Source organism: Micromonospora sp. WMMB482, assembly GCF_019038635.1.
Taxonomy (GTDB): Bacteria; Actinomycetota; Actinomycetes; order Mycobacteriales; family Micromonosporaceae; genus Micromonospora; species Micromonospora marina.
Genome location: NZ_JAHOPD010000020.1, coordinates 2,768,749 through 2,791,754, shown reverse-complemented (window position 1 = coordinate 2,791,754; position 23,006 = coordinate 2,768,749). Strand labels below are relative to the sequence as shown.

The 23,006-nt window shown below is 72.3% G+C and carries 25 protein-coding genes and 1 riboswitch; of the genes, 9 read left to right on the top strand and 16 right to left on the bottom strand.

What is annotated here, in order from left to right; translation table 11 throughout:
• Window positions 1-151: 151 nt before the first annotated feature.
• Complete coding sequence (mqnC, locus tag KSK32_RS14195) at window positions 152-1,342, bottom strand: cyclic dehypoxanthinyl futalosine synthase (RefSeq protein WP_216931650.1); 1,191 nt, start codon at window positions 1,340-1,342, stop codon at window positions 152-154.
• 260 nt (window positions 1,343-1,602) lie between these two features.
• Here mqnC and KSK32_RS14190 point away from each other — a divergent pair, with 260 nt between their 5' ends.
• From KSK32_RS14190 to KSK32_RS14180, 3 genes are all read left to right on the top strand, one after another.
• Window positions 1,603-1,917 carry a hypothetical protein gene (locus KSK32_RS14190; protein ID WP_216931649.1) on the top strand — a complete coding sequence of 105 codons (315 nt, stop codon included), beginning with the start codon at window positions 1,603-1,605 and terminating at the stop codon, window positions 1,915-1,917.
• A gap of 34 nt (window positions 1,918-1,951) precedes the next feature.
• Window positions 1,952-2,479: a hypothetical protein gene (locus KSK32_RS14185; protein WP_216931648.1), complete on the top strand. Its 528-nt coding sequence runs from the start codon at window positions 1,952-1,954 to the stop codon at window positions 2,477-2,479.
• A 155-nt stretch (window positions 2,480-2,634) separates the two neighbouring features.
• On the top strand, window positions 2,635-3,285 hold the full coding sequence (locus KSK32_RS14180) for a hypothetical protein (RefSeq protein WP_289256599.1): 651 nt from the start codon (window positions 2,635-2,637) through the stop codon (window positions 3,283-3,285).
• 11 nt (window positions 3,286-3,296) lie between these two features.
• On the opposite strand, the gene paaE is transcribed toward KSK32_RS14180, so the two are convergent.
• The 5 genes from paaE to paaA form a co-directional block, all read right to left on the bottom strand.
• On the bottom strand, window positions 3,297-4,409 hold the full coding sequence (gene paaE, locus KSK32_RS14175; RefSeq protein WP_216931647.1) for a 1,2-phenylacetyl-CoA epoxidase subunit PaaE: 1,113 nt from the start codon (window positions 4,407-4,409) through the stop codon (window positions 3,297-3,299).
• Window positions 4,406-4,882, bottom strand: coding sequence for a 1,2-phenylacetyl-CoA epoxidase subunit PaaD (paaD, locus tag KSK32_RS14170; RefSeq protein WP_216931646.1), 477 nt, complete (start codon window positions 4,880-4,882; stop codon window positions 4,406-4,408). The genes paaE and paaD overlap by 4 nt, the downstream gene beginning before the upstream one ends.
• A complete protein-coding gene (paaC, locus tag KSK32_RS14165) occupies window positions 4,879-5,598 on the bottom strand; it encodes a 1,2-phenylacetyl-CoA epoxidase subunit PaaC (protein ID WP_216931645.1) in 720 nt (239 codons plus the stop codon). The genes paaD and paaC overlap by 4 nt, the downstream gene beginning before the upstream one ends.
• Window positions 5,595-5,882, bottom strand: a complete 288-nt coding sequence (gene paaB, locus KSK32_RS14160) for a 1,2-phenylacetyl-CoA epoxidase subunit PaaB (protein ID WP_254187937.1) — start codon at window positions 5,880-5,882, stop codon at window positions 5,595-5,597. Before paaB ends, paaC begins: the two co-directional genes overlap by 4 nt.
• Window positions 5,883-5,992: 110 nt before the next feature.
• On the bottom strand, window positions 5,993-7,060 hold the full coding sequence (gene paaA / locus KSK32_RS14150) for a 1,2-phenylacetyl-CoA epoxidase subunit PaaA (protein WP_216931644.1): 1,068 nt from the start codon (window positions 7,058-7,060) through the stop codon (window positions 5,993-5,995).
• Between the two features lie 357 nt (window positions 7,061-7,417).
• Between paaA and KSK32_RS14145 the strand changes: the two genes are divergently transcribed.
• Together KSK32_RS14145 and KSK32_RS14140 are read left to right on the top strand one after the other, a co-directional pair.
• On the top strand, window positions 7,418-8,398 hold the full coding sequence (locus KSK32_RS14145; protein ID WP_216931643.1) for a hypothetical protein: 981 nt from the start codon (window positions 7,418-7,420) through the stop codon (window positions 8,396-8,398).
• Complete coding sequence (locus KSK32_RS14140; RefSeq protein ID WP_216931642.1) at window positions 8,398-9,336, top strand: hypothetical protein; 939 nt, start codon at window positions 8,398-8,400, stop codon at window positions 9,334-9,336. Before KSK32_RS14145 ends, KSK32_RS14140 begins: the two co-directional genes overlap by 1 nt.
• Window positions 9,337-9,373: 37 nt before the next feature.
• Here the strand turns inward: KSK32_RS14140 and KSK32_RS14135 are convergent, their stop codons facing one another.
• The 3 genes from KSK32_RS14135 to KSK32_RS14125 form a co-directional block, all read right to left on the bottom strand.
• Window positions 9,374-10,225: a menaquinone biosynthetic enzyme MqnA/MqnD family protein gene (locus KSK32_RS14135; protein WP_216931641.1), complete on the bottom strand. Its 852-nt coding sequence runs from the start codon at window positions 10,223-10,225 to the stop codon at window positions 9,374-9,376.
• A gap of 136 nt (window positions 10,226-10,361) precedes the next feature.
• Window positions 10,362-11,618, bottom strand: coding sequence for an MFS transporter (locus KSK32_RS14130; protein WP_216931640.1), 1,257 nt, complete (start codon window positions 11,616-11,618; stop codon window positions 10,362-10,364).
• Window positions 11,619-11,658: 40 nt separating this feature from the next.
• Complete coding sequence (locus KSK32_RS14125) at window positions 11,659-12,240, bottom strand: helix-turn-helix transcriptional regulator (RefSeq protein WP_216931639.1); 582 nt, start codon at window positions 12,238-12,240, stop codon at window positions 11,659-11,661.
• 210 nt (window positions 12,241-12,450) lie between these two features.
• Between KSK32_RS14125 and KSK32_RS14120 the strand changes: the two genes are divergently transcribed.
• On the top strand, window positions 12,451-14,496 hold the full coding sequence (locus KSK32_RS14120) for an AAA family ATPase (protein ID WP_216931638.1): 2,046 nt from the start codon (window positions 12,451-12,453) through the stop codon (window positions 14,494-14,496).
• 102 nt (window positions 14,497-14,598) lie between these two features.
• Here the strand turns inward: KSK32_RS14120 and KSK32_RS14115 are convergent, their stop codons facing one another.
• Genes KSK32_RS14115 through KSK32_RS14100 form a run of 4 tightly spaced genes read right to left on the bottom strand, consistent with a single transcriptional unit; the run spans window position 14,599 to window position 16,823 of the window.
• Entirely contained in the window at window positions 14,599-15,198 is a 600-nt protein-coding gene (locus tag KSK32_RS14115) for a hypothetical protein (protein WP_216931637.1), read from the bottom strand.
• A gap of 4 nt (window positions 15,199-15,202) precedes the next feature.
• On the bottom strand, window positions 15,203-15,556 hold the full coding sequence (locus KSK32_RS14110; protein WP_013283579.1) for a YbaB/EbfC family nucleoid-associated protein: 354 nt from the start codon (window positions 15,554-15,556) through the stop codon (window positions 15,203-15,205).
• 9 nt (window positions 15,557-15,565) lie between these two features.
• Window positions 15,566-16,492 carry a WXG100 family type VII secretion target gene (locus KSK32_RS14105; protein WP_216931636.1) on the bottom strand — a complete coding sequence of 309 codons (927 nt, stop codon included), beginning with the start codon at window positions 16,490-16,492 and terminating at the stop codon, window positions 15,566-15,568.
• 10 nt (window positions 16,493-16,502) lie between these two features.
• Entirely contained in the window at window positions 16,503-16,823 is a 321-nt protein-coding gene (locus KSK32_RS14100; RefSeq protein ID WP_216931635.1) for a type VII secretion target, read from the bottom strand.
• A gap of 149 nt (window positions 16,824-16,972) precedes the next feature.
• Between KSK32_RS14100 and KSK32_RS14095 the strand changes: the two genes are divergently transcribed.
• From KSK32_RS14095 to KSK32_RS14085, 3 genes are all read left to right on the top strand, one after another.
• Complete coding sequence (locus KSK32_RS14095) at window positions 16,973-17,860, top strand: ABC transporter ATP-binding protein (RefSeq protein WP_216931634.1); 888 nt, start codon at window positions 16,973-16,975, stop codon at window positions 17,858-17,860.
• 9 nt (window positions 17,861-17,869) lie between these two features.
• Window positions 17,870-18,607, top strand: coding sequence for an ABC transporter permease (locus KSK32_RS14090; RefSeq protein ID WP_216931633.1), 738 nt, complete (start codon window positions 17,870-17,872; stop codon window positions 18,605-18,607).
• A gap of 94 nt (window positions 18,608-18,701) precedes the next feature.
• On the top strand, window positions 18,702-19,460 hold the full coding sequence (locus tag KSK32_RS14085; protein WP_216931632.1) for a VOC family protein: 759 nt from the start codon (window positions 18,702-18,704) through the stop codon (window positions 19,458-19,460).
• Window positions 19,461-19,856: 396 nt separating this feature from the next.
• Here the strand turns inward: KSK32_RS14085 and KSK32_RS14080 are convergent, their stop codons facing one another.
• The 3 genes from KSK32_RS14080 to KSK32_RS14070 form a co-directional block, all read right to left on the bottom strand.
• Window positions 19,857-20,636 (bottom strand): ABC transporter ATP-binding protein, encoded by a 780-nt coding sequence (locus KSK32_RS14080; RefSeq protein WP_216931631.1) that lies wholly within the window; start codon window positions 20,634-20,636, stop codon window positions 19,857-19,859.
• On the bottom strand, window positions 20,633-21,727 hold the full coding sequence (locus tag KSK32_RS14075; RefSeq protein WP_216936076.1) for an iron ABC transporter permease: 1,095 nt from the start codon (window positions 21,725-21,727) through the stop codon (window positions 20,633-20,635). Before KSK32_RS14075 ends, KSK32_RS14080 begins: the two co-directional genes overlap by 4 nt.
• A 77-nt stretch (window positions 21,728-21,804) precedes the next feature.
• A complete protein-coding gene (locus KSK32_RS14070) occupies window positions 21,805-22,737 on the bottom strand; it encodes an ABC transporter substrate-binding protein (RefSeq protein ID WP_216931630.1) in 933 nt (310 codons plus the stop codon).
• A 103-nt stretch (window positions 22,738-22,840) separates the two neighbouring features.
• A riboswitch (cobalamin riboswitch) is annotated at window positions 22,841-22,934 on the bottom strand.
• Window positions 22,935-23,006: the final 72 nt, after the last annotated feature.

Sequence of the window (23,006 nt, the reverse complement as noted above, 5' to 3'; positions counted from 1 at the left end):
CTGCCTGCTCGCGGCCCGGATCGGTGGTGTCGCGCGGGCAGGCTAGCCGCCGGTGATCACGCGGGTGAAGACCCCTGGCCGAAGCTCCACCGGAAACGGGCGGAGCTCCGGCCGCACGACGAACACCGACCGGCCGAAAGGCCGAACCCGGTCAGTTGACCTCGACCAGCGGCAGTGACTTCCCGGCACCGCCGCCGGGCAGGGCGATCGACGAGAAGTGCGAGACCACCCGCTCGTCGCTCGGGTCGTCGGCGGGCGTGTGGTGCACCGCGAGCCGGTTGTAGAGCGTGTCCCGCTGGGCCGGGATCCGGTCGGCGGACCGGATCATGCCGATCAGCTCGTGCAGGTTGGACCGGTGCCGGGCGCCGGCCGAGGAGATGACGTTCTCCTCCAGCATGATCGAGCCGAGGTCGTCCACGCCCATGTGCAACGCGAGCTGCCCGACGTCCTTGCCGGTGGTCAGCCAGGACGCCTGGAGGTGCGGCACCGTCTCGAAGAACAGGCGGGCCACCGCGACCAGGCGGAGGTATTCCAGCGTGGTCGCCTGGGTGCGGCCCTTGAGGTGGTTGTTCTCCGGCTGGTACGTCCACGGGATGAAGGCCCGGAAGCCGCCGGTGCGGTCCTGCACGTCGCGGATCATCCGCAGGTGCTCGATGCGCTCGGCGTTCGTCTCGCCGGTGCCCATCATCATGGTGGCGGTCGACTCCAGGCCCTGCCGGTGCGCCAGCTCCATGACCTCCAGCCAGCGGGCGCCGGACTCCTTCAGCGGCGCGATCGCCTTACGCGGCCGGTCGGGCAGCATCTCGGCCCCGGCGCCGGCGATCGAGTCCAGGCCGGCGGCCTTGATCCGGGCGATGGCCTCGTCCAGGCTCACGCCGGAGACCTTCGCCATGTGCAGGATCTCGCTCGGGCCGATCGAGTGGATGGCGAGCTGCGGAAACGCCTTCTTGACCGAGGAGAACAGCTCCTCGTAGTACTCGACGCCGTAGTCCGGGTGGTGCCCGCCCTGGAGCATGACCTGGGTGGCGCCCAGCTCGACCGCCTCGCCGCAGCGGCGCAGGATCTCCTCGGTCGGGTGGGTCCAGCCCTCCTTGTGCTTGGGGGCCCGGTAGAACGCGCAGAACTTGCACGCCGTCACGCAGACGTTCGTGTAGTTGATGTTGCGGTCGATCAGGTACGTGACGACGTTGTCCGGGTAGCGGCGCCGCCGTACCGCGTCGGCCGCCTCGCCCAGCGCGTGGAAGGGCGCGTCGGTGTAGAGCAGCAGCGCCTCCTCGGGCGTGATCCGCCCGCCGTCGGCGCCGCGTTGCAGGATGTCGTCGATCTCCCGGTTCGCCGTCACATCCCCGAGCGTACGTCGCCACCGGTGGATGCCGCCGTACCGGGCCCTCCGGTGTGAGCCGAACACACTCCCCCGGATATATCTGCAAGATCGAAATAAAACATTGGCGGTTCGTTGACAAAATGTTGAGCATCTCGCATCATCTTGTCAACATCCATCGACGCCATAGGGGGTGGGACGTGAGCGCGACGGACACCGCTCCAGGCATCGCGGCCCGTTGCCGAGCAGACGGAGGACTAACGGAAGCGACCCTCGGCGAGTTGCGGGACGAGTTGGGCTACCGCAAGCTCGGCCGCTGGGTCCTCGCCGAGATCGCTGACACGCTCAGGGCGACCGGCCTCGGCTTCTTCCCTCCCCACCGGCTCGACGCTGCGCTCAACACCGAGCCACGGCAGTCACAGACGGTCTGGATCTACGTCCGGGACGGCGGCCCCCGAGCACGTGTGATCGATGCAATCCTTCAGCCGGACGACTGTGACGTCCGAGCGGAGCTGGACGTCATCGGCACCAAGAACCCCGCCGGCCTGACCGCCCGGCAGAAGCTCGACCGCATCAGGGAAATCGTCAACGCCTGACCGGGTCCGAGCAGCGACAGGAGAGCCTCGTCCCATGACCGCGCACGTCTTCGTCGACGAGACCAAGGAGCGAGGGCTACTCGTCGCCGCCGTGGTCATGCACCCGGCCGACCTGACCGCTGCGCGCCGGTCGATTCGTGATCTCATCCTGCCCGGCCAACGCCGCATCCACTTCCACAAGGAGAGGGACGACCGGCGCCGTCAGATCATCGACGGGTTTCTCGCGCTCTCCGCGCACGCCGTCATCTTCGACGCGAAGGACCATCGCAACGCCCGGGTCGCTCGCGAAGCCTGCCTCGTCTCTCTGGTGGAGCACGCTGCGAAGATCGGGGCTGCCCGCCTCGTCCTGGAACGCGACGACTCGACTTTCCAGGCCGATCAGCGCCTGCTCTTCGAGCAGGTCAGGAAGTGCGGGGTGGACGGAAGGCTGCGTTACGACCAGCTACGTGCTCACGAGGAGTGCCTGCTGGCCGTTCCCGACGCGTTGGCGTGGTGCTGGGCCAAGGGCGGGCGCTGGAAGGACTCCATCCGCCGCATGATCAGTGAGTCACGACAGGTCTGACGAGGCGCAGACAGCGCGAGACCCGGCTCACCCACCGTCCGGAAGGCTGCCGGGTCCACTTCCACGGGGCTAGTGCCCCTGGCAGTTGAAGGTTACCGCTGTCCGAACCGTTCGGACAAGAAATGGACGTAGCACGCCGCGCCTACGCTCTCGGCGTGTCAGTCGTACCGCCCCCGCCCACCCCCGTACGCGTGGCCGGCGCCCGCTCCGCCCTCTGGTCCCTCACGATGACCGCCGTGCTGGCCGGCTTCGGCCTCGCCGTGATCGCCGTGATCACGGTGGTCGGCCACCTCACCGTGGGACTGCCGATCGCGGTGCCGATCTCCGTCGCCCTGGCCGGCTGCCTCGCCTTCGCGGTCGGCCTGCGGCTGCTGCACCGGAGCTGGTGGCTGACCCTCCTGTCGGTGGTGCCGGCCCTGTTCGTGCTGGTGGGCACCGTGCAACTCGCCCCGGAGTCGGTGCTTCAGCAGCGCGGCGTCGCCCAGCAGGTGACCATCACCGACGTGCAGACGGCCGGCAAGCGGCACGAGTTCGTTCTCCAGGGCGACACCGGCCGGCTCGACGAACCGCTGGTCTACCGGGGCAGCTCCCCCGGCTACCGGGTCGGCCAGCGGCTGACGGTGCTCGTCGACCCGCGGGGCGAGGTGGAACTGACCGACGCGCGGGACGTGGACCCGGACGGGAAGCGGGGCATGCTCGTGCTCGGCGCGGCGGGATGGACCCTGTTCGCGCTCGTCGGCGGATGGCGCGGCCACGTCAGCCGGGCCCGTGGCCGCGCCGCCACGGCACCGCCGGTGGTGATCTGACCGGCGGCGCCCTACGCGTCGTAGTCGACGGTGAGTTCGTCGGTGACCGGGCTGGACTGGCAGGTCAGCACGTACCCGGCTGCCACCTCGTCGGGCTCCAGCGCGTAGTTGCGCGCCATCGTCACCTCACCGGCCGTCACCTTGGCCCGGCAGGTCGAACACACCCCGCCCTTGCAGGCGTACGGCAACTCGCCGCGCACCCGCAGAGCCGCGTCGAGCACCCGCTCGTCCCGGCCCATCGTGAAGCTGGACGAGCGCCCGTCCAGCAGGATCGTCACCTCGGTGCCGGTCCCGGGCCGGTCGGTCTCGCGCCGGACCGGCTCCGGCGGGGCGTCGACGTGGAACAGCTCGGTGTGCACCGCCGCGTCCGGCACGCCGCGACCCGCGAGCACAGCCTTGGCGTCCACCACCATGCCGTACGGGCCGCAGAGGAACCACTCCTCGATCTCGGCACCCGGTACGACGGTGTCGAGCAGCCGGGTCAGCCGGTCGGCGTCGATCCGCCCGGACAGCAGCGCCGACTCGCCCATCTCGCGGGACAGCACGTGCACCAGGTGCAGCCGGGCCGGGTAGCGGTCCTTCAGGTCGGCCAGCTCCTCGGCGAACATCACCGTGTTCGCCGTGCGGTTGCCGTACACGAGCGTGAACGTGCTGCGCGGCTCCGTGGCCAGCGCGGTCGCGGCCAGCCCGAGGACCGGGGTGATGCCGGAACCGGCGACCACCGCGCCGTACCGGCGGACCCGGTCCGGGGTGAACGCGGAGGTGAAGTGGCCCAGCGGCGGCAGCACCTCGACGGTGTCGCCGTCGCGCAGCGCGCCGCAGGCGTACGCGGAGAACGCCCCGCCCGGGACCTCACGCACCCCGATCCGCAACCGGCCGTGCCGGGCCAGCTCGTCGGGGGTGGAGCAGATCGAGTACGACCGCCGCACCTCCTCGCCGTCGGCGCCGGCCGGGCGACGGACGGTGAGGTGCTGCCCGGCGGAGAACGCGAACGTCTCGCGCAGCGCCTCCGGTACCGCGAACGTGATCGACACCGAGTCGTCGGTGAGCCGGTCCACGGCAGTGACGGGCAGCGGGTGGAAGACCGGCCTGCGGCGCACCGGCCGGGTGATGGTGACAGTCACAGCGCCTTCAGGTGGTCGAAGGGTTCGGAACAGGAGCGGCAGCGCCACAGCGCCTTGCACGCGGTGGAGCCGAAGCGGCTGATCTGCGTGGTCTCCGGCGACCCGCAGCGCGGACAGCGTACGGCCAGGGTCAACGGCACCACCGTGTCGTCGCCGCGCCGCGCGGGTGGGGCGATGCCGGCGGCGGCGAGCTTCGCCCGGCCGGTGTCGGAGATCCAGTCGGTGCTCCACGCCGGGTGGTAGACGGTACGGACCTCCGCGTCCGGATGCCCGGCGGCGGCGAGCGCCCGGCGGATGTCCGCCCGGATCACGTCCATCGCCGGGCAACCCGTGTAGGTGGGGGTGATGGTGACGACGACCCGGCCGGTGTCCGGCTCCTCGTCGACCGCGCGCAGGATGCCCAGTTCGTCGATGGTGATCACCCGGATCTCCGGGTCCACCACCGCCGCCGCGGCCTCCCTCGCGCTTCTCACCAGCGTGCTCCGGGGTGGGCGCGGTGCAGCACCTGCATCTCGGCGAGGAGGTACGAGAGGTGCTCGGTGTGCAGGCCGTCCCGGCCGCCACCTGGTGCCCAGCCGGTCTCCGGCCGGGTCAGCGTGGCCTCGTCCAGCACGGCGGACACGGTGGCGTCGAAGTCGGCCCGAAGGGTGGACGGGTCGACCGGCGCCGCCGGGTCCGGGGCGAACAACTCGTGGACGTACGGCCACACCTGGTCTACCGCGTCCTGCATGCGCCGGTGCGACTCCTCGGTGCCGTCGCCGAGCCGCTTCACCCACAGCGAGGCGTGGTCCAGGTGGTACGCCGACTCCTTGCGCGCCTTCGCCCCGACCGCCGCCAGCCGTTCGTCCGCGCAGCCGGCCAGCGCCGTGTAGAGCGGCGACTGGTACGCCGCCAGGAAGAACAGCTTCGCCATGGTCACGCCGAAGTCGCCGTTGGGCAGCTCGACCAGCAGGCAGTTGCGGAACTCGCGGTCGCCGCGCAGATAGGCCAGGTCGTCCTCGTCGCGGCCCGCGCCCTCCAGCTCGCCCGCGTACGTGAGCAGCAGCCGCGCCGCGCCGAGCTGGTCGAGGGCGATGTTCGCGAGCGCGATGTCCTCCTCCATCTCGGGCGCGCGGGAGGTCCACTCACCGAGGCGCTGCGCCGCGACGAGCGCGTCGTCGCCGATGGCGAGCGTGAAGTCGAAACTCATAGGTGGGCCGCCCCTTCGGGGACCTCGTAGAACGTCGGGTGGCGGTAGACCTTGTCGGCGGCCGGGTCGAAGAACGCGTCCTTCTCGTCCGGGCTGGACGCGGTGATCGCGCTCGCCGGCACCACCCAGATGGAGACGCCCTCCTGACGGCGGGTGTAGAGATCCCGGGCGTTGCGCAGGGCCAGCTCGGCGTCGGGGGCGTGCAGGCTGCCGACGTGGGTGTGCGACAGACCACGGCGGGCCCGCACGAAGACCTCCCACAGGGGAGAGGACGGGCCGCTCATGCCGTGCTGGCTGGGCATGCCCTCACGGCCCTCGCTTCGCTCGGTGCGTTCGCTCATGCCGTGCCGACCGGGCATGCCCTCACGGCCCTCGCTTCGCTCGGTGCGTTCGCTCATGCCGCCACCGGTTCCTTTCGTTCCACCCGCTTCGCGGCGTACGCCGCGGCGGCCTCCCGTACCCACGCGCCGTCGGCGTGCGCCTTACGCCGGTGCGCCATGCGCTCCCGGTTGCACGGCCCGTCGCCCTTGATCACCCGCATCAGCTCGTCGTAGTCGGGCTGGGTGTAGTCGTACGCCTGCCGCTCGTCGTTCCAGCGCAGGTCCGGGTCGGGGAGGGTGAGGCCGAGCACTTCCGCCTGACCGACGCACATGTCGACGAAGCGCTGGCGCAGCTCGTCGTTCGAGAAGCGCTTGATCTTCCAGGCCATGGACTGGGCGCTGTGCGTCGAGTCGCCGTCCGGCGGGCCGAACATGGCCAGTGAGGGGTACCACCAGCGGTCCACCGCGTCCTGGGCCATCGCCTTCTGCTCCGGGGTGCCGTGCGCCAGCGTGTGCAGGATCTCGTAGCCCTGCCGCTGGTGGAACGACTCCTCCTTGCAGACCCGGATCATCGCTCGGGCGTACGGCCCGTAGGAGCAGCGGCACAGCGGCACCTGGTTGACGATCGCGGCGCCGTCCACGAGCCAGCCGATCGCGCCCACGTCGGCCCAGGTCAGAGTCGGGTAGTTGAAGATCGAGCTGTACTTCTGCCGCCCGTCGAGCAGCAGATCCACCAGCTCGTCGCGGCTGATGCCGAGCGTCTCGGCGGCCGCGTAGAGGTAGAGGCCGTGCCCGGCCTCGTCCTGCACCTTGGCGAGCAGGATCGCCTTGCGCTTGAGCGACGGCGCCCGGCTGATCCAGTTGCCCTCCGGCTGCATACCGATGATCTCGGAGTGAGCGTGCTGGGCGATCTGCCGGATCAGCGTCCTGCGGTACGCCTCGGGCATCCAGTCGCGGGGTTCGATCTTCTGGTCCGCGTTGATGACGTCGGCGAAGTACGCCTCGACGTCCTCGTCCGGTGCCGGACCGCCGCGCCGGGCCCGCGCCGCCGCCTCGCGCAGCGCTGCCTCCGCCGCCTCCACCTCGCCGAGCAGGCCGCCGCCCGGAGCGTCCTCCGGCGGGGCGAAGTCATTGCCATACATGCAGCCAGTGTTACAGCTCGCCACGAATGACACCAGAGGGTGTAACAGGTTTCGGGAGCTACTCGCGTCACCGGGCATGCACGCGCCGCCATCGGCCCTGGTAGCTGTGATGTCGATTACCCCAAGGTGAGAAAACCTCCCAAGAGTGGCAAAGGGGCTCAATATCCCGCCCACCCGGCAAAGTCACGGGTGTCGAGACCTGGCATCAGGGCTGTCCAGAAGTAGACTTCGCCCCGGCAAACCGTTCGTCTTCATGATCGTCACCGTTCAGGCCACCGTCCCCCGGCCTGTTGGCGACCGGTCGAACTCATGCGGAAGCGCCGGTCCCCCCGGCCAGACATCTGGAGCTCACCACTCATGCGACCTCGCGTGACCATGGTGCTCGCCATCGTGGCGGTCCTCATCGGCGGCGTCATGCTGGTGCCGGCCGCGTACGCGAAGCTCGCCGGCGGCAACGGCACGGGCGGCGCCGGCGGCGGCGAGCAGGTCCCGGCGCCGGCGCCGACCGCGCCGGCGGCCCCGACGCTCGCCGATGCCCCGGTGTCGGTGAACTTCAAGGGCGAGTTCTTCTCCTGGGCCCTGGTGGACCGGCGGACCGGCACCGTCACCGGCGCGAAGAACATGAACCAGACCAGTTCCACCGAGTCCATGCTCAAGGCCTGGATCGTCGCGGACTACCTGCGCCAGCTCGGCGACAAGCAGCCGAGTGCCGAGCTCAAGAAGGCGGCGGTCCTGGCGATCCGGAACAGCGATGACGACGGCGCCAACCGGGTCTACCGGGCGGCCGGCGGCTCCTACGTGCCACAGCCGGGCGGCCGGCCCGACCCGGTCATCGCACGGGCGATCCAGATCTGCGGCCTGACCGACACCAGGCCCGGCAGCGTGCCCGAATACAAGGGCTGGTGGAGCTTCACCGAGATGTCCCCCCGGGACGCGGCCCGCCTCGGCGACTGCATCGCCGACGGCCGGGCGGCCGGGCCCACGTGGACCAAGTGGCTGCTCAACGAGATGACCAAGGTGGCCGGCAGCGTCAGCAAGCAGAGCGCGCGGTCCGGCGGCGGCCGGTGGGGCATCATCGACGGCCTGCCGGCGACGATCAAGTCGCAGGGCCCGGTGCACATGAAGAACGGCTGGACCCAGCTCGGCTACGACGGCAACTGGCACGTCAACTGCCTGGCGTTCACCGACAAGTGGAGCCTCTCCGTGATGATGCGGTACCCGGGCCGCTCCGGTCTGTCGTACGGTGCGAAGATGTGTGCCGCCGTCGCCACCCAGCTCGTGACGCCGCAGCCCGGCGCCGCGCTCAAGGTGCCGCAACAGCCGGTCGGAAAGCTCTGATGGCCGGCGCCCGGCGTCGGCCCGGCAGCTATCGGCGCCCGCTCGCGTTCAGCGCCCTGGCTGCGGTCCTCGTCGGCCTGCTCGGCCTCTCCCTGCGTGTGATCCCCGGCTCCCCGCTGGAGGCCACCGCGAACTCGCGTCCCGCGCCGACGGGCGAACGGTCCGCGCAGCAGACGGTCGACCGCGGCGCGAAGCCCCGGGTCGCTCCCGCACCGTCGCTCGAACCGCTGCCGTTCGAGGCGAAGAACCTGGACAGCCTCAAGATCAAGGGCTGGTACGGCTGGTCCGTGCTGGACAAGCGGACCGGGAAGATCATCGGCTCGGCGGACATGAGTGAGACGAGCACGACCGCGTCGCTGATCAAGTCCTGGGTGGTGGCCGACTACCTGCGCCTGCGCGCCGAGGACGGCAAGACCCCGAGCGACGCGAAACTGGCCGACGCCACGAAGATCATCCGGGACAGCGACAACACCCGGGCGCAGGAGTTCTACGAGAGCGTCGGCGGCTCGGACTCGATCGAGCGGCTGATCTCGATCTGCAAGCTGACCGACAGCGAGGTCGCCTCCGACGGCGGCTGGAGCCGTACCGAGCTGTCCCCCCGGGACGCCGCCCGGCTCGGGCTCTGCATCGACGACGGCCGCGCGGCCGGGCCGAAATGGACCAAGTGGCTGCTCGACGAGATGCGCCTGGTACGCGGTTCCGGCGACTTCGGCATCCGCAAGGCGTTCCCGGCGGCCCAGCAGAAGAAGATCGCCATCAAGAACGGCTGGATCGACCGGGACAAGGAAGAGGAGTACCACGTCAACTGCCTGGCCATCGGCGACACCTGGACGATGGGCGTGATGCTGCGCACCCCGTTCGGCGTCGAGGGCGGCTGGGAGTACGGCATGGACGCCTGCGAACGGATCACCAAGGCGCTGCTGCGCCCCGCGACCTGAGCCACGCGGCCGGCAACCCGAGCCCCGCCCGGCTCGGTCAGCCCTGGAAGAACTCCGGACCGCCGGCCGGCAGCGCCGGCACCTCGCCGTACGCGGCCGCCCGGCGGGCGAACTCGCGCAGCCCGGCCACCTGCCGCTCACCGAGCGAGAAGTCCAGCGCCCGGAAGTACGTGGCGAGCGTCGACGCGTCGAACGTCTCCCAGCGGGCCGCCGCCTCCGCCACCTGGTCCAGCTCGGCCAGGCACAGGTCGCGTGAGCGCAGGAACGCCTCGTGCACCTCCTTGACCAGGCCCGGGTGGGCGGCGGCGAACTCGCGGCGTACCGCCCAGACGGCGAACACCATCGGCAGACCGGTCCAGTCGTGCCACGCCTGGCCCAGGTCGGTCACCTCGAGGCCCCTGGCCGGCGCCTCGTAGAGCGCGCGCAGCGCCACGTCGCCGATGAGCACCCCGGCGTCGGCCTCCAGCAGCATCTGGGTCAGGTCCGGCGGGCAGCGGAAGTACTCCGGGCGCACCCCGTGCCGCTCGGCGAGCAGCAGCTGGGCCAGCAGCACCCCGGTACGCGACGTGGAGCCGAGCGCCACCCGGGCGCCGTCCAGCTCGCCCAGCGGGCGGGTGGACACCACGTTCACCGAGAGCACCGGCCCGTCGCTGCCGACCGCCAGGTCGGGCAGGAGCAGCAGGTCGTCGGCGTGCTTGAGGAACTCCACCAGCGTGATCGGGCCGATGTCCAGGTCGCCGGCGACCAGGTCGGCGCTCAGCCGGTCCGGCGAGTCCTTGTGCAGGTCGACGTCGATCAGCGCGCCGGACCGCATCAGCCCCCAGTAGATGGGCAGGCAGTTGAGGAACTGGATGTGCCCCACCCGGGGGCGGGCGATGCGGTCGGCCATGACCCGACCGTATCGCCGTGGCTTCCACCTCGCCGCCGGGGGATCCGATCGAGTGGTGAACTCCGCACCCGGCGGGAAGGAAGGGCCCCCTGTTAACGCCTCCGGTAGAGGAAGGGGCCCTTTTTAACGCCAGCGGTCATGCGGGCTCCGCCGCCACGGCTGCGGCGGCAGGCGTGGCCGTGGCGGCGGCGGCCCGCTCGGCGCGTACCGCCCGGCGCACCGGCCAGGCCAGCGCCGCCACCACGAGCAGTCCGGCCACGCCGCATCCGGCGACGAGCACGCGCGGGCCGGCCACCTCCAGGAGCAGGCCCCCGACCAGGTAGCCGCCCATCGCGGCGCCCTGCGCGGCCGCGCCGAAGACGGCGAACGCCCGGCCCCGTGCGGCCTCCGGCACCCGTCGCGCCAGCAGCAGGTTGTTGAAGACGTTGTCGCCGCCGTTGCCCACGCCTCCCAGCAGCCAGATGGGCACGAGCAGCCAGGCCGAGGGCACCGCCGCAGAGACCAGCACCGCCAGGCCGCAGCCGCCGAGCAGTACCAGCCCGGCGCCGAGCAGCGCGCCGTCGTCGGCGAGCCGCCGGGCGACGCGGGCGAACAGCCACGCGCCGAGCACGATGCCGAGCGTCCAGGAGCCGGTGACCAGTCCGTACACGGTGGCGCTGCTGCCGAGCGTCTCCCGGATGAAGAAGACCTCGATGACGTTCACCGCGCCGACCGCGCCGATCACCGCGGCTAGGCTGCCGACCATCACCGTCAGCAGCGGGTCGCGCCGGAACCGCCACTGGGGCGCGACCGCCGCGGCCGTCCCGACCGTCAACCGGCGGCCACCCCTTCGGGTACGCACGAGCAGCCCGGCCGCCACCAGCGAGAGATAGCTGAGCGCGCCGAGGAGCAGCGGTACCCGGGTGCCGAACTGGCCGACCAGGAGCCCGGCCAGCGCCGGTCCGGCGAGCGCACCGAGCGTGCCGGCGGTCTGGTTGAGCGCGCCGGCCCGGGGCAGGTCCTCCGGACGCACCATGACCGGCACCAGCGCGGAGATCACCGGCTGGGAGACCGCGAGGCCGGTGGCGAGCAGTGCCACCAGAGCGATCACCAGCGCCGGGGCCTGGGCGTACGCGAGCGCCAGACAGGTCGCTCCCTGGCCGACGCCGGTGGCGATCAGCAGCACCCGGCTGTCCACCCGGTCGGCGAGCCGGCCGGTCAGTGGCGCGAGCACCACGAGCGGCAGCGTCGCGGCCAGCAGCAGCCCGGAGACGGCGAGGCCGCCGGCCCCGGCGGACTGGAGCGCGAGGGTGAGGGCGCTGGTGACCAGGAAGTTCCCGCAACTGGAGATGCCGCGCGCGGTGGCCGCGAGCCAGACGTCCGGCCAGCGCGACCCAGCAGTTGTGAAGGACATACTTCGAAAATAATCCTTCACAACTGCCAGCGCAACCCTCTCAGTCGATGGGCATCGCCCGGTACTGCGTCGCCACCGGCCGGGCCCCGGCCGGCGGATCGGTCCGGGTCCGCCGCCGGTACGGCTCCATCAGCGCCTGGATCGCCTGGTTCAGCTCGGTCAACTCCTCGGCGGTCATCAGCAGCACGCTGTCGCTGAACCAGGTCGCCGCGTACCACTCCGGCGACTCGTCCGGCGCGCGGCGCAACCACTCCCGGACCCGCTGGGCGTCGCGGACCATGTGCGCCTCGACCAGGGCCGCCTCGGCGGCACGCGCCTCCGGATCGGCGTCCGGCCCCGCCTCGACGTGGTACGACGGATTCACCGCCTGCCACACCCGCTCCCGGGCGTCACCCCGGCCGGGCGCCTGCCGGACCAGCCCGAACTTCGCCAGCTCACGCAGGTGGTAGCTGGTCGCGCTCGGCGACAGCCCGGCGATCTCGGCGCACTCGGTGGCCGTCGTACCGCCCTCCAGCGTGCCGAGATGTTCCATGATCGCCATGCGGGCCGGGTGAGCGAGCGCCCGCATCACCTGCGGATCACTGATCGTCACCCGGCTCCTGCCGGGAAGCGCCTCGGTCATGCCTCAATGATCCCCGCCAGGCCGGGCCGACGGACACGCCCCACGGCCGGTACCCGGAATTCGTTGGCGCGACGGGCTGGTGCTCCCGTAGCGTGGAGGGCCGCCCGACGGCCGCGGTGAGCATGCACCGCAGCGGACGTCCCCGCGCCGGGAGCAGGCCAACCGCCCCGGACACGCGAGCGAGCCTCAGTTGAGCCATCGGAGTTCATCGTGCCCGCAACCGACCTTGACGCCACACCGAGCCTCGACGCCGAACTCGCCGCCGAGCGTGCCCACCTCGACGCCTCCCGCGCCGCGCTGACCCGGATGCGGGAGCGCGCCGAAGCGCTCTTCGCCACCGGCGACAAGGTGGCCGGTGACTCGTACACCGCCGAACAGCTCGGCCGGCACATGGCCCGGCGGGTCAAGGAGCTGGCCGACGACCCCACCACCCCGCTGTTCTTCGGCCGCCTGGACTTCGGCGGCGACGAGCCGGACCACGCTGGGCGGGAGTACCACGTCGGGCGGCGGCACGTCACCGACGAGCTGGGCGAACCGCTGGTGCTGGACTGGCGGGCGCCGGTCTCCCGGTCCTTCTACCGGGCCAGCGCGCGCAACCCGCAGGGTGTCGCCGTACGCCGCCGGTTCGGGTTCAGCGCCGGGACGCTGACCAGCTTCGAGGACGAGCACCTGGACCGGGGCGAGGAACTCGGCACCGCCAGCCGCATCCTCACCGCCGAGATCGAGCGCCCCCGCGTCGGCCCGATGCGGGACATCGTCGCCACCATCCAGCCGGAGCAGGACGAGCTGGTCCGGGCCGACCTGGCCGACTCGATCTGCGTCCAGGGCGCGCCGGGCACCGGAAAGACGGCGGTCGGGCTGCACCGCGCCGCGTACCTGCTCTATCTGCACCGGGAACGGCTGCGCCGCTCGGGCGTGCTGATCGTCGGGCCGAACCGGGCGTTCCTGTCGTACATCGCGGCGGTGCTGCCCGCGCTCGGTGAGGTGGAGGTCGAGCAGGCCACCGTGGAGGACCTGGTCGCGCGGGTTCCGGTCCGCGCGGTCGACGACCCGGCCGTCGCCGCGCTCAAGCACGACGTCCGGATGGCCGAGGTGCTGCGCCGGGCCGTCGACGCCCACATCGGTACGCCCACCGAGCCGATCATGGTGTCGGACGGCTCGTACCGGTGGCGGATCGGACTCGACCCGTTGCACCGACTGGTCACCGAGACCCGCGCGGAGGGTCTGCCCTACGCGACCGGCCGGGAGCGGGTCCGCGCGCGGGTGGTGGGGCTGCTGCAACGGCAGGCGGAGGCGCGCCGGGCGGAGTCACCGAGCGACGCCTGGTTGCGCCGGATGAGCCGGATCAAGCCGGTCACCGACCTGCTCGACGCGGTCTGGCCCGCGCTCACCCCGGACGGGCTGCTGCACCGGCTGCGTACCGACGCCGACGCGCTGGCCGCCGCCGCGGACGGCCTGCTCACGCCCGAGGAGCAGGAGCTGTTCCGCTCCGGCAGGACCGGGCGCACCGCGAAGGCGACCCGGTGGACCGCCGCCGACGCGGTGCTCATCGACGAGGTGGCCGGGCTGCTGGAACGGCCCGCCGGCTTCGGGCACGTGGTGGTCGACGAGGCGCAGGACCTCTCCCCGATGCAGTGCCGCGCCATCGCCCGGCGCAGCGAGCACGGCTCGATCACGCTGCTCGGCGACCTGGCGCAGGGCACCGCGCCCTGGGCGGCCACCGACTGGCGGGAGTCGCTGGCCCACCTGGGCAAGCCGGACGCCGCTGTCGTGCCGCTGAGCGTGGGCTTCCGGGTGCCGGCCGCAGTGGTGGCGTTCGCGAACCGGCTGCTGCCGGCGCTCGCCGTCGACGTACCCCCGGCCCGGTCGCTGCGCCACGACGGCGCCCTGGATGTGCGTACCGCCGAGGACCTGACGGCCGCGACGGTGGCCGAGGTGCGGGCGGCGCTCGCGCACGACGGCTCGGTCGGTGTGATCGCCGCCGACGACGCGGTCGACCGGCTCCGCGCGGCGCTCGCCGACGCGGGCGTCGAGACCGCTACCGCCGACGAAGTCGAGGCCGCGGCGCGTGTCACTGTGGTCCCGGCGACGCTGGTGAAGGGCCTGGAGTACGACCACGTGGTGGTCGTCGAGCCGGCCGCGATCGTGGCCGCCGAGCCGCGTGGGCTGCACCGCCTCTACGTGGTGCTGACCCGGGCGGTCTCCCGCCTGGCCGTGCTGCACCGCGAGCCGCTGCCCGCGCCGCTGACCGCCTGACGCACGCCTCGGCCGCGCTGACGTGCGGGGACCGGCCGTGCTGACGTGGCCGGCCGGCCGCGGTTCTGGACGGCCCGGCCGCGGTCCCGGCGGGCGGGCCGGTCAGGCGGACAGTGCGGCGGCGACCGCACGCAGAGGGCCGCCGGACTCGGTGATCGGCACGGTGAACGACAGCCAGGAACCGTCGGTGAAGTCGATCCGCAGCCGCTTCGGGTTCAGCCGGTGCCAGCCCACCCGGGCGGAGGCGATCTCTGCACGCGCGGCCGACCAGGCCACGGCGGTCTCGGCCAGCGCGCGTTCCTCGGCCTCGTGCCCGGCCAGCAGCTTGACCCCGCCGGTGCGGCAGACCAGCAACCGCCGGTCGGTGACCGCGAGCAGCGTCTCCCGGATCTGGAGGTCGGGCCGGGGCGGACGGAGCGCGCGGTGCAGGCGCGAGGCGGCCGAGCCGGGGGCGCCGCGCCCGGCGATCCCCCAGCCGATCGCGTCGACCAGGCGGTCGCCACGGTCCCAGGTGGCCAGTGGCAGCAGCACGTTGAGCAGCACCGAGCCGATCGTCCGCCGGCTCGGCTCGGCAGCGGACTCCGGCTCGGGCGGCGGTGCCGGAGCGAGCCCCTGGCCGACATCGGCCTTGGCGTGCGCCAGGACACGCTCGCCCGGCTCGACGAGCAGGCCGATCCGGTCGCGGTATCTGGTCTCGTCCATCGGCTCAGTATCGGTCGTGGCCGTAGCCGTCGTCGGCGGGGCGCTCCGCGCCCGGCGCGTTGCCCATCACCTCGCCGACGATCTCGCGTACGCGAGCGGCGGCGGCCTCCTGCGCCCGGTTCGCCGCCGAGGTGATCTCCTCGGCGAGCGTGTACGAGTCGAAGCGCATGGCCCGCGCGTTGATGTCGGTGGAGAGGATCTTGCCGTCGGCGGCGGCCACGACAGTGACCAGGCCGGAGTCGCTCACCCCCTCGGCGCTGCTCTGCTCCAGCTCGGCCATCCGCGCGCCGAGTTCGCGCTGCCAACCGTCCAGGTTGCGGGCCAGCGCCTCGATCCGGTCCAGGGCCGGGAACGTCATTGCTGCCTCTCAGTTCACGATCGAGTCGAACACGTTCTGCACGCCCGTGGTGTACGGGCCGAGATCCTCGCGGTACGTGCCGTCCACCAGGTAGTTGCGGTCCTTGCGCCCGTCGGAGACGTCGTGCAGGCCCATCCCGGTGTCGAGCAGGGCGCCGCCGATGCCGGGGACGTTCACCGGGGACGCCTGGTTGATGACGAACTTGCCCGGGAAGAGGACGGCGGCGCGTTCGACCTTGAAGGCGAGCGCCGCCTTCGTGTAGCCGGACTTGTTGAACGCGCTGTACGCCTTCTTGGCCCGGCGCAGCTCCATCACCACCTTGGCGTAGTGGTCGAGCAGGTTGGCGACCTTCTGGAGCTTGGTCGCGAGCTTCGTGAGGATCTCCGCGAACCGGGCCACGATCTTGACCATGCGGCCGACTGTGGTGGCGAGCCGGGCCAGCACCCGCACCACTGTGGCGGCCAGGCTCACCCCGGCGCTCAGCGCCGCCGCCACCGCGGCGATGATGATCTCGGTCAGGAACCAGAGCAGGAACTCCAGGATCAGCTCGACCAGCAGGTTGAACGCGTCCACCGCCGCGTTCGCGGCGTCGACCAACACCTCCTTGGTGCCGTCCAGCCCCTTGGCGAGATCGTCCATCGCGTCCTCGATGGACTGCATCGAGGCGTGGAACTTGTCCGCCGCGTCGCCGTCCCACGCGCCGCGCAGCCGGGCCCGATCGGCGACCTGGTCACCGGCGATCTGCCGGACCGCCTCCCCGGTGGTCATCGCGAGCTGGGCGGCCCGCATCAGGTCGTCCGGCTCACCGGCGACCAGTTCCAGGAGCTGCTCGAACGGCCACAGCACCGCGTTCGACAGCGGCTTGAACGGGTCGGGGGTGCCCGACACGATCTGCTCGAAGTAGGTCTTGTTGCGCTGGAGCGCCTCGGTGCTCATCCCCGCTCCCTCAGCCGCCCGCGGTGAACATGGTGTCGTTCGCCGCGTCCGTGTCGTCGTAGGCGGCGGCGGTCTCGGCGAGCCCGGTGGCGATGGTCAGCATGGTCTCGGCGCCGTCCGCCAGCCCCTGCAGGCACGCCTCGAACTGCTGCTCGTACGCGGCGGCGAGGCTGAACGACGCGGGCATCACGCCGAAGGAGTGCCGGGCCACGTGGCCGTCGCGGAACGCCCGCTCCAGCTCGCGGAACCGGGACGACCGGTCCCGGGAGGCGGCGGCGAAAGCCCTCAACGCCTCCGGCTGGACGTCGAGATTCCTGCTCGGACTGGTCACGGACCCTCCCCAGTGTCCGGTCGGAACTTCCACCGTCGTCGACGGCGCCACCAGACTAGGGGATGCGCGTACCCGGCCAGGGGACACCGCGGCTGGCGCGGGCACGGTAGACAGGAAAGGCACAGCCCCTCCGTCCGAGGAGACCGCCGATGATCCTGGCCCGCGCCGAACAGGTCAGCCGTCGCTACGGCGAGGTGCTGGCACTGGACCGGGTCGACCTGACCGTCCGGGCCGGGGAACTGGTCGGCCTGCTCGGCCCCAACGGCGCCGGCAAGAGCACCCTGATCAACCTGCTGGTCGGGCTGCGCCGCCCCACCGCGGGCCGGGTCGAGCTGTGCGGCGGCGACCCGCGCGACCCGGCGAGCCGGCGGCAGCTCGGGGTCACCCCGCAGGAGACCGGCCTGCCCGGCACGCTGCGGGTCGGCGAGGTGGTCGACTTCGTCTCCGCGCATTTCCCCGACCCGGTGCCGCGCGGCGAGTTGCTCGACCGGTTCGGCCTCGCCGACCAGGTACGCCGGCAGACCGGCGGCCTCTCCGGCGGGCAGCGTCGCCGGCTGGCAGTGGCGCTGGCGTTCGTCGGCCGTCCCCGGCTGGTGGTGCTCGACGAGCCGACCACCGGCCTCGACGTGGAGGCGCGGCACGCGCTCTGGGACGCGATCCGTGGCTTCCACGCCGACGGCGGCACCGTGCTGCTGAGCAGCCACTACCTGGAGGAGGTGGAGGCGCTCGCGCAGCGGGTGGTGGTGATCGGCCACGGGCGGGTGCTGGCCGACGACTCGGTGGCGGCGGTCCGCGGCATCGTCGGCGTGCGCCGGGTCAGCCTGGTCGCCGACGACCTGCCGGCGCTGCCGGGAGTGGTTGCCACCGAACACGCCGACGGGCGGCTGCACCTGCTCACCAGCGACGCCGACCAGCTCGTGCGCGACCTGGTCACCGCCGGGGTGCCGTTCCGCGACCTGGAGGTCCGACCCACCTCGCTGGAGGAGGCGTTCCTCGCCATCACGGCCGACGACCGGCCCGCGCCCACAGCCGCCTAGGAGACCGCCGTGCCGCTCGCCCTGGTCCACGCCCGCTACCAGCTCCTGGAGATCATCCGGATCCCGGTGGCGGTGGTGGGCAGCGCGTTCTTCCCCGCCGCAGCGATGCTCTTCTTCGTGGTGCCGTTCGCCGGCGCCGACCCGGTCGGCGCCACCTACGCGACCGCCGCCATGGTGACGTTCGCGGTGATGAGCGCCAACATCTTCCAGTACGGCGTGGGCGTCGCCGAGGACCGCGACCAGCCCTGGAACCCGTACACCCGGACCCTGCCGGCCGGACCGGCGCCGCGGCTGGCCGGGCGGATCCTGGCCGGGCTGGTGCTGACCTACGTCTCGATGATCCCGGTGGTGCTGATCGCGGCGGTCGCCACCGAGGCCCGGGTCAGCGCGGTGCAGTTCCTGCTCGGGCTCGGCGCGGTCGCCGTGGTCTCGGTGCCGTTCACGCTGCTCGGCCTGGCGATCGGCTACTCGCTGCCGAGCAAGGCGGCGATCGTGGTGGCCCAGGTGATCTTCTTCCCGCTGGCGTTCGGCGGTGGCCTGCTCTCCGGGCCGGACGACGCGCCCGGCTTCATCAAGGCGATCGCCCCCTACCTGCCGACCCGGGGCGCCGTGGAACTGATCTGGGCGGCGGTCACCGACTTCCGGCCGGACACCCGGGCGCTGGTGATGCTGGTGGTCTGGGTGCTGGTGCTCGCCGCGCTCGCCGGCTGGGCGTACCGGCGGGACGAGGGACGCCGCTTCAGCTGACCTTTTGTCCGGTTCCGGCCCGGCGGCCGTCCGGGCGGTGCCACGATGCCGACAGGGCGGGCGAGCGGTGCCCGCCCCGGCGAGAGGGGTCACCGTGAACGGCGTCGAGCCCGGCACGCCCTGCTGGACCGACCTGGCCACACCCGGTCTGGACGACGCACGACGGTTCTACCCGGAGCTGTTCGGCTGGACCGGGCAGATCTCCCCCGAGCCGGACGCCGGCGGCTACACGGTCTTCCGCAAGGACGGCAAGGCGGTCGCCGGGGCCGGGCCACCCGGTACGCCGGACCAGGTGCCGGTCTGGTCGACGTACGTGGCGACCGACGACGCGGACCTGGTCGCCACCCGGGTGGAGGCGGCCGGCGGGCAGGTCGTCGTCTCCCCGTTCGACGTCGCCCAGCAGGGCCGGATGGCGGTGCTCGCCGACCCGGCCGGCGCGGTGTTCAGCGTGTGGCAGCCGATGGCGATGCGCGGAGCGGAGCTGTACAACGCGCCGGGTGCGATGTGCTGGAACGAGCTGGTCACGCCGGATCCGGAGGGTGCGAAGGAGTTCTACGCGCTGGTATTCGGCTGGCATCCGGAGGAACGCCCGGCCGGGCCGGTCGCGTACACCGGCTGGCGCTGCGGGGCCCGGATCGTCGCCGGGATGCTGCCCCGGGCCGAGCCGTTGCCGGCGGACCTGCCCGCGTACTGGGCGGTCTACTTCGCGGTGGAGGACGCCGACGCGACCGCCGCCCGGGCCGCCGGGCTGGGCGGCACCATCCTCGTCCCGCCGCGCGACAACCCGGCCGGCCGCAGTGCCGCCCTGCGCGACCCGGCCGGCGCCCTCTTCTCCGTCTCCACGCTGCGCTGACAGCCCACCCCCGCCCCACCCCACCCCAGCCCCGCCCTGCCCCGCCGATCTTGCAATTGCGGCCCTCCCAACGAGGCATACACACCTTTTGCCGGGGCCAAAAGTGCAAGATCGACGGGGCGGGGCGGAGGGCGATTGAGATCTTGGTAGGAAAGGGCCCCTATGGGGCCCCCAGGAGGCCTATTCGTACCAAGATCTGCCTGCCGTTCCGGATTCCGGGACACCGGTCCGGGATTTGAGACGGCGAACGCTCGGGGCGGGCAGTCCGGCGGCAGGAGCGCCGACGCTCCGTCGACCTTGCAGTTGCGGCCTTTCCAACGCGGCATACGCACCTTTTGCCGGGGCGGAAAGTGCAAGATCGACGACGCGGGGCTGGGGCGGGAGGCGGGGAGGGGGTCAGGTGGGGCGGACGGGGACCACCAGGGGGCCGTGGTCGCCGGGGATGACGCGGATGTGGGCGCGGTAGTGGCGGGCCAGCAGCTCCTCGGTGAGCACCTCCTCCGGCGGCCCGGCGGCTGCCACCCGTCCGTCGGCGAGCAGGACCAGGCGGTCGGCGTACTCGCCGGCGATGGAGAGGTCGTGCATGGTGGCGAGCACCGTCAGCCCGTGTGCGCGGCGGAGCTGGTCGACCAGTTCCAGCACCTCCTGCTGGTGCCCGATGTCCAGCGCGCTCGTCGGCTCGTCCAGCAGCAGCAGGGTGGCGCCCTGGGCCAGCGCCCGGGCCAGGAAGACGCGCTGTCGCTCGCCGCCGGAGAGCGTGGCCAGCTCACGGTGCGCGAAGGGGCCCAGGTCGAGCCGGTCCAGCACCTCGTGCACGGCGGCCAGGTCGGCGGCCGACTCGCGGCCCAGCGGTGGGATGTACGGGGTGCGCCCGAGCAGCGCGTAGTCGAACACCGACATCCCGATCGGTACGACCGGGGACTGCGCCACAGTGGCCACCACCCGGGCCCGTTCGCGTCGGCGGAGCACGCCGATCGGCGTACCGAAGAGGGCCACCTCGCCCGGGCCGGTGAGCAGGCCGCCGACGGCGCGCAACAGGGTCGACTTGCCGGCGCCGTTGGGGCCGATCACGGTGACCCACTCGCCGGCGGCGACGGTGAGGTCGACGCCGGCCAGGACCGGGGTGCCGCCGAGGGTGACGCGCAGGTCGTGGACGCGCACCGCGGGGGCGTTCACATCGCCACCCGGCGGGCGGTACGCAGGACCAGTACGAAGAACGGGCCGCCGAGCAGCGCGGTGACCACGCCGATCGGGATCTCGGCGGGTGCCGCGGCGGTCCGGGCGACCACGTCGGTGAGCGCGAGGAACGCGCCGCCGAACAGCATCGACAGCGGCAGGATCACCCGGTGGCTGGAACCGAAGAGCAGCCGCATGGTGTGCGGCACGATGATGCCGACGAAACCGATCAGCCCGGACGCGGACACGGCGGCGGCGGTGCCCAGCGACGCGGCGGCGATCAGCAGGTAGCGGGAGCGCTGCGGGTGCAGGCCGAGACCGGCGGCCTCGTCGTCGCCGACGGAGAGCACGTCCAGCTCGCGCCGGTGCAGCAGCACCACCACGGAGGTGAGCACGAAGTACGGCAGGACCAGCCAAACGTCGTGCCAGCCGGCGGTGGCCAGCCGCCCGAGCAGCCAGGAGTAGACCTGCTGGATGTTGTCGGAGTGCTGTTGCAGCAGGTACGTCTGCCCGGCGCCGAAGAACGCCGAGACCGCCACCCCGGCCAGGATCAGCGTGGCCGGTGACCGGTCCCGTCCGCCGGCCGCGCCGAGGAGGTACGTCAGCACGACCGCACCGAGCGACCCGACGAACGCGGCGAGCGGAATGGTGATCGGCAGCCCGGTCAGCGCCCCGCCGGCCCCGGCGCCGAGCACGATCGCCGTGGTGACCGCGAAACCGGCACCGGCCGCGACGCCGAGCAGGTACGGGTCGGCCAGCGGGTTGCGGAAGACGCCCTGGTAGCAGCCGCCGGCCAGGGCGAGGAGCGCGCCCACCAGCAGCCCGAGCACGACCCGGGGCAGCCGCAGCTCGGTGATGATCGCGACTTCCCGCTCGGTGAGCCCGCTGTCCAGGTGCACGCCGGGTAGCAGGTTGAGCAGTTCGGCCGCGACGCTGCCGGGCGGCAGGCTGACCGGGCCGAGGGAGACGCCTGCCACGAGCGCGACGAGCACCGCCACGACACCGGCGAGCAGCCAGCGCTTACGCAGCCCGGCGGGCCGGATCGGGGCGCCGGGCGCACCGCGTGCCGTTCGCCGCCGGGGACCAAACAGCGGCCGGTCGCCCGGCCGGGGCGCGTCGGGCGTCCCGGCCGGGTTCGGGGCGGAAGCCGCCTCTCGGAGGGCCACGGTCAGGCCGGAACCTTGGCGGTGGCGTCGACGATCACCTTGAGCAGCTCGACCACGCGCGGGCCCCAGCGCGAGGCGATGTCGTCGTCCAGCTCCACGATCTGGTTGTTCTTCACCGCGGTGATGCCGGACCACCCGCTGCGCGCCTTCACCGTGTCGGCACTCTGCTTGCAGCACTTGGTGTCGGACAGGAAGACGAAGTCGGGGTTCGCCTTGACGATGACCTCCTGGGAGAGCTGCGGGTAGCCGCCGTTCTTCCCGTCGGCGTCGGACGCGTCGGCGATGTTCTCCAGCCCGGCGAGCGCGTAGATGGTGCCGATGAACGTCTTGCTGGTCGCCGTGTACAGCTCCGGGCCCAGCTCGTGGTAGTAGGTCGGCTTCTCCGTACGCTTCGGCAGGTCCTTGGTCAGCGCGGTGATGTCGTCCTTCATCTTCTGCACCACGGCGTCCGCCTCGGACCGGTGGCCGGTGAGCGTGCCCAGGTCGGTGAGCTGCCGGTACGAATCGTCGAGCGTGGTCGCGGCCGGGGTCTGCAGGACCGGGATCTTCAGCGCGACGAGCTGGTCGACGATCTTGTTGAGGTTGTCGGAGAGCACCACCAGGTCGGGGCTCCTGGCCGCGATCGCCTCGGCGTTCGGCTGGTAGCCGGACAGGTCGGTGCGGGGCGCCTCGGCCGGGTGGTTCGACTGGTCGTCGACGGCGGTGACCTGCTTGCCGGCGCCGATGGCGAAGAGCATCTCGGTGGCGGTCGGTGAGAGCGAGACGATCTTCTCCGGCCGCTTCTCCAGCGTGAGTTTGCCGACGGTGACCGGGAACGCGCCCCCGGAGCCGCCGGAGGCGGGGGTGTCGGTCGAGGTCTTCTCGGCGCAGCCGCCGAGAAGCAGCACGCCGGCCGCGAGCGCGGTGGCGAAGAGCCGAGGGGTACGTCGGGACATGGAGCCTCCTGTCGGTCGAGGAGTGGTGCTTCGCCGACAGGTGGAGGCCCGTCCGCGAGGCGCCCTTCCTCGAGAGCGCGTGTCGCGACCGGGCCGCAGGCGACCTGGCTCGTCCCACGTCCGTCGGCGCCGGCGGGAGGCCGGCGCCGAGCGTACGGGGCATCACAGTTGCGGGACAGCGCCGGTTTCGCACCGGCTTCGCTGTGGCACGGTCGGTGCCACGGTAGCGCACGACCAGCGGAGATCGTCCGGACGGGAGGGGTGGGCGG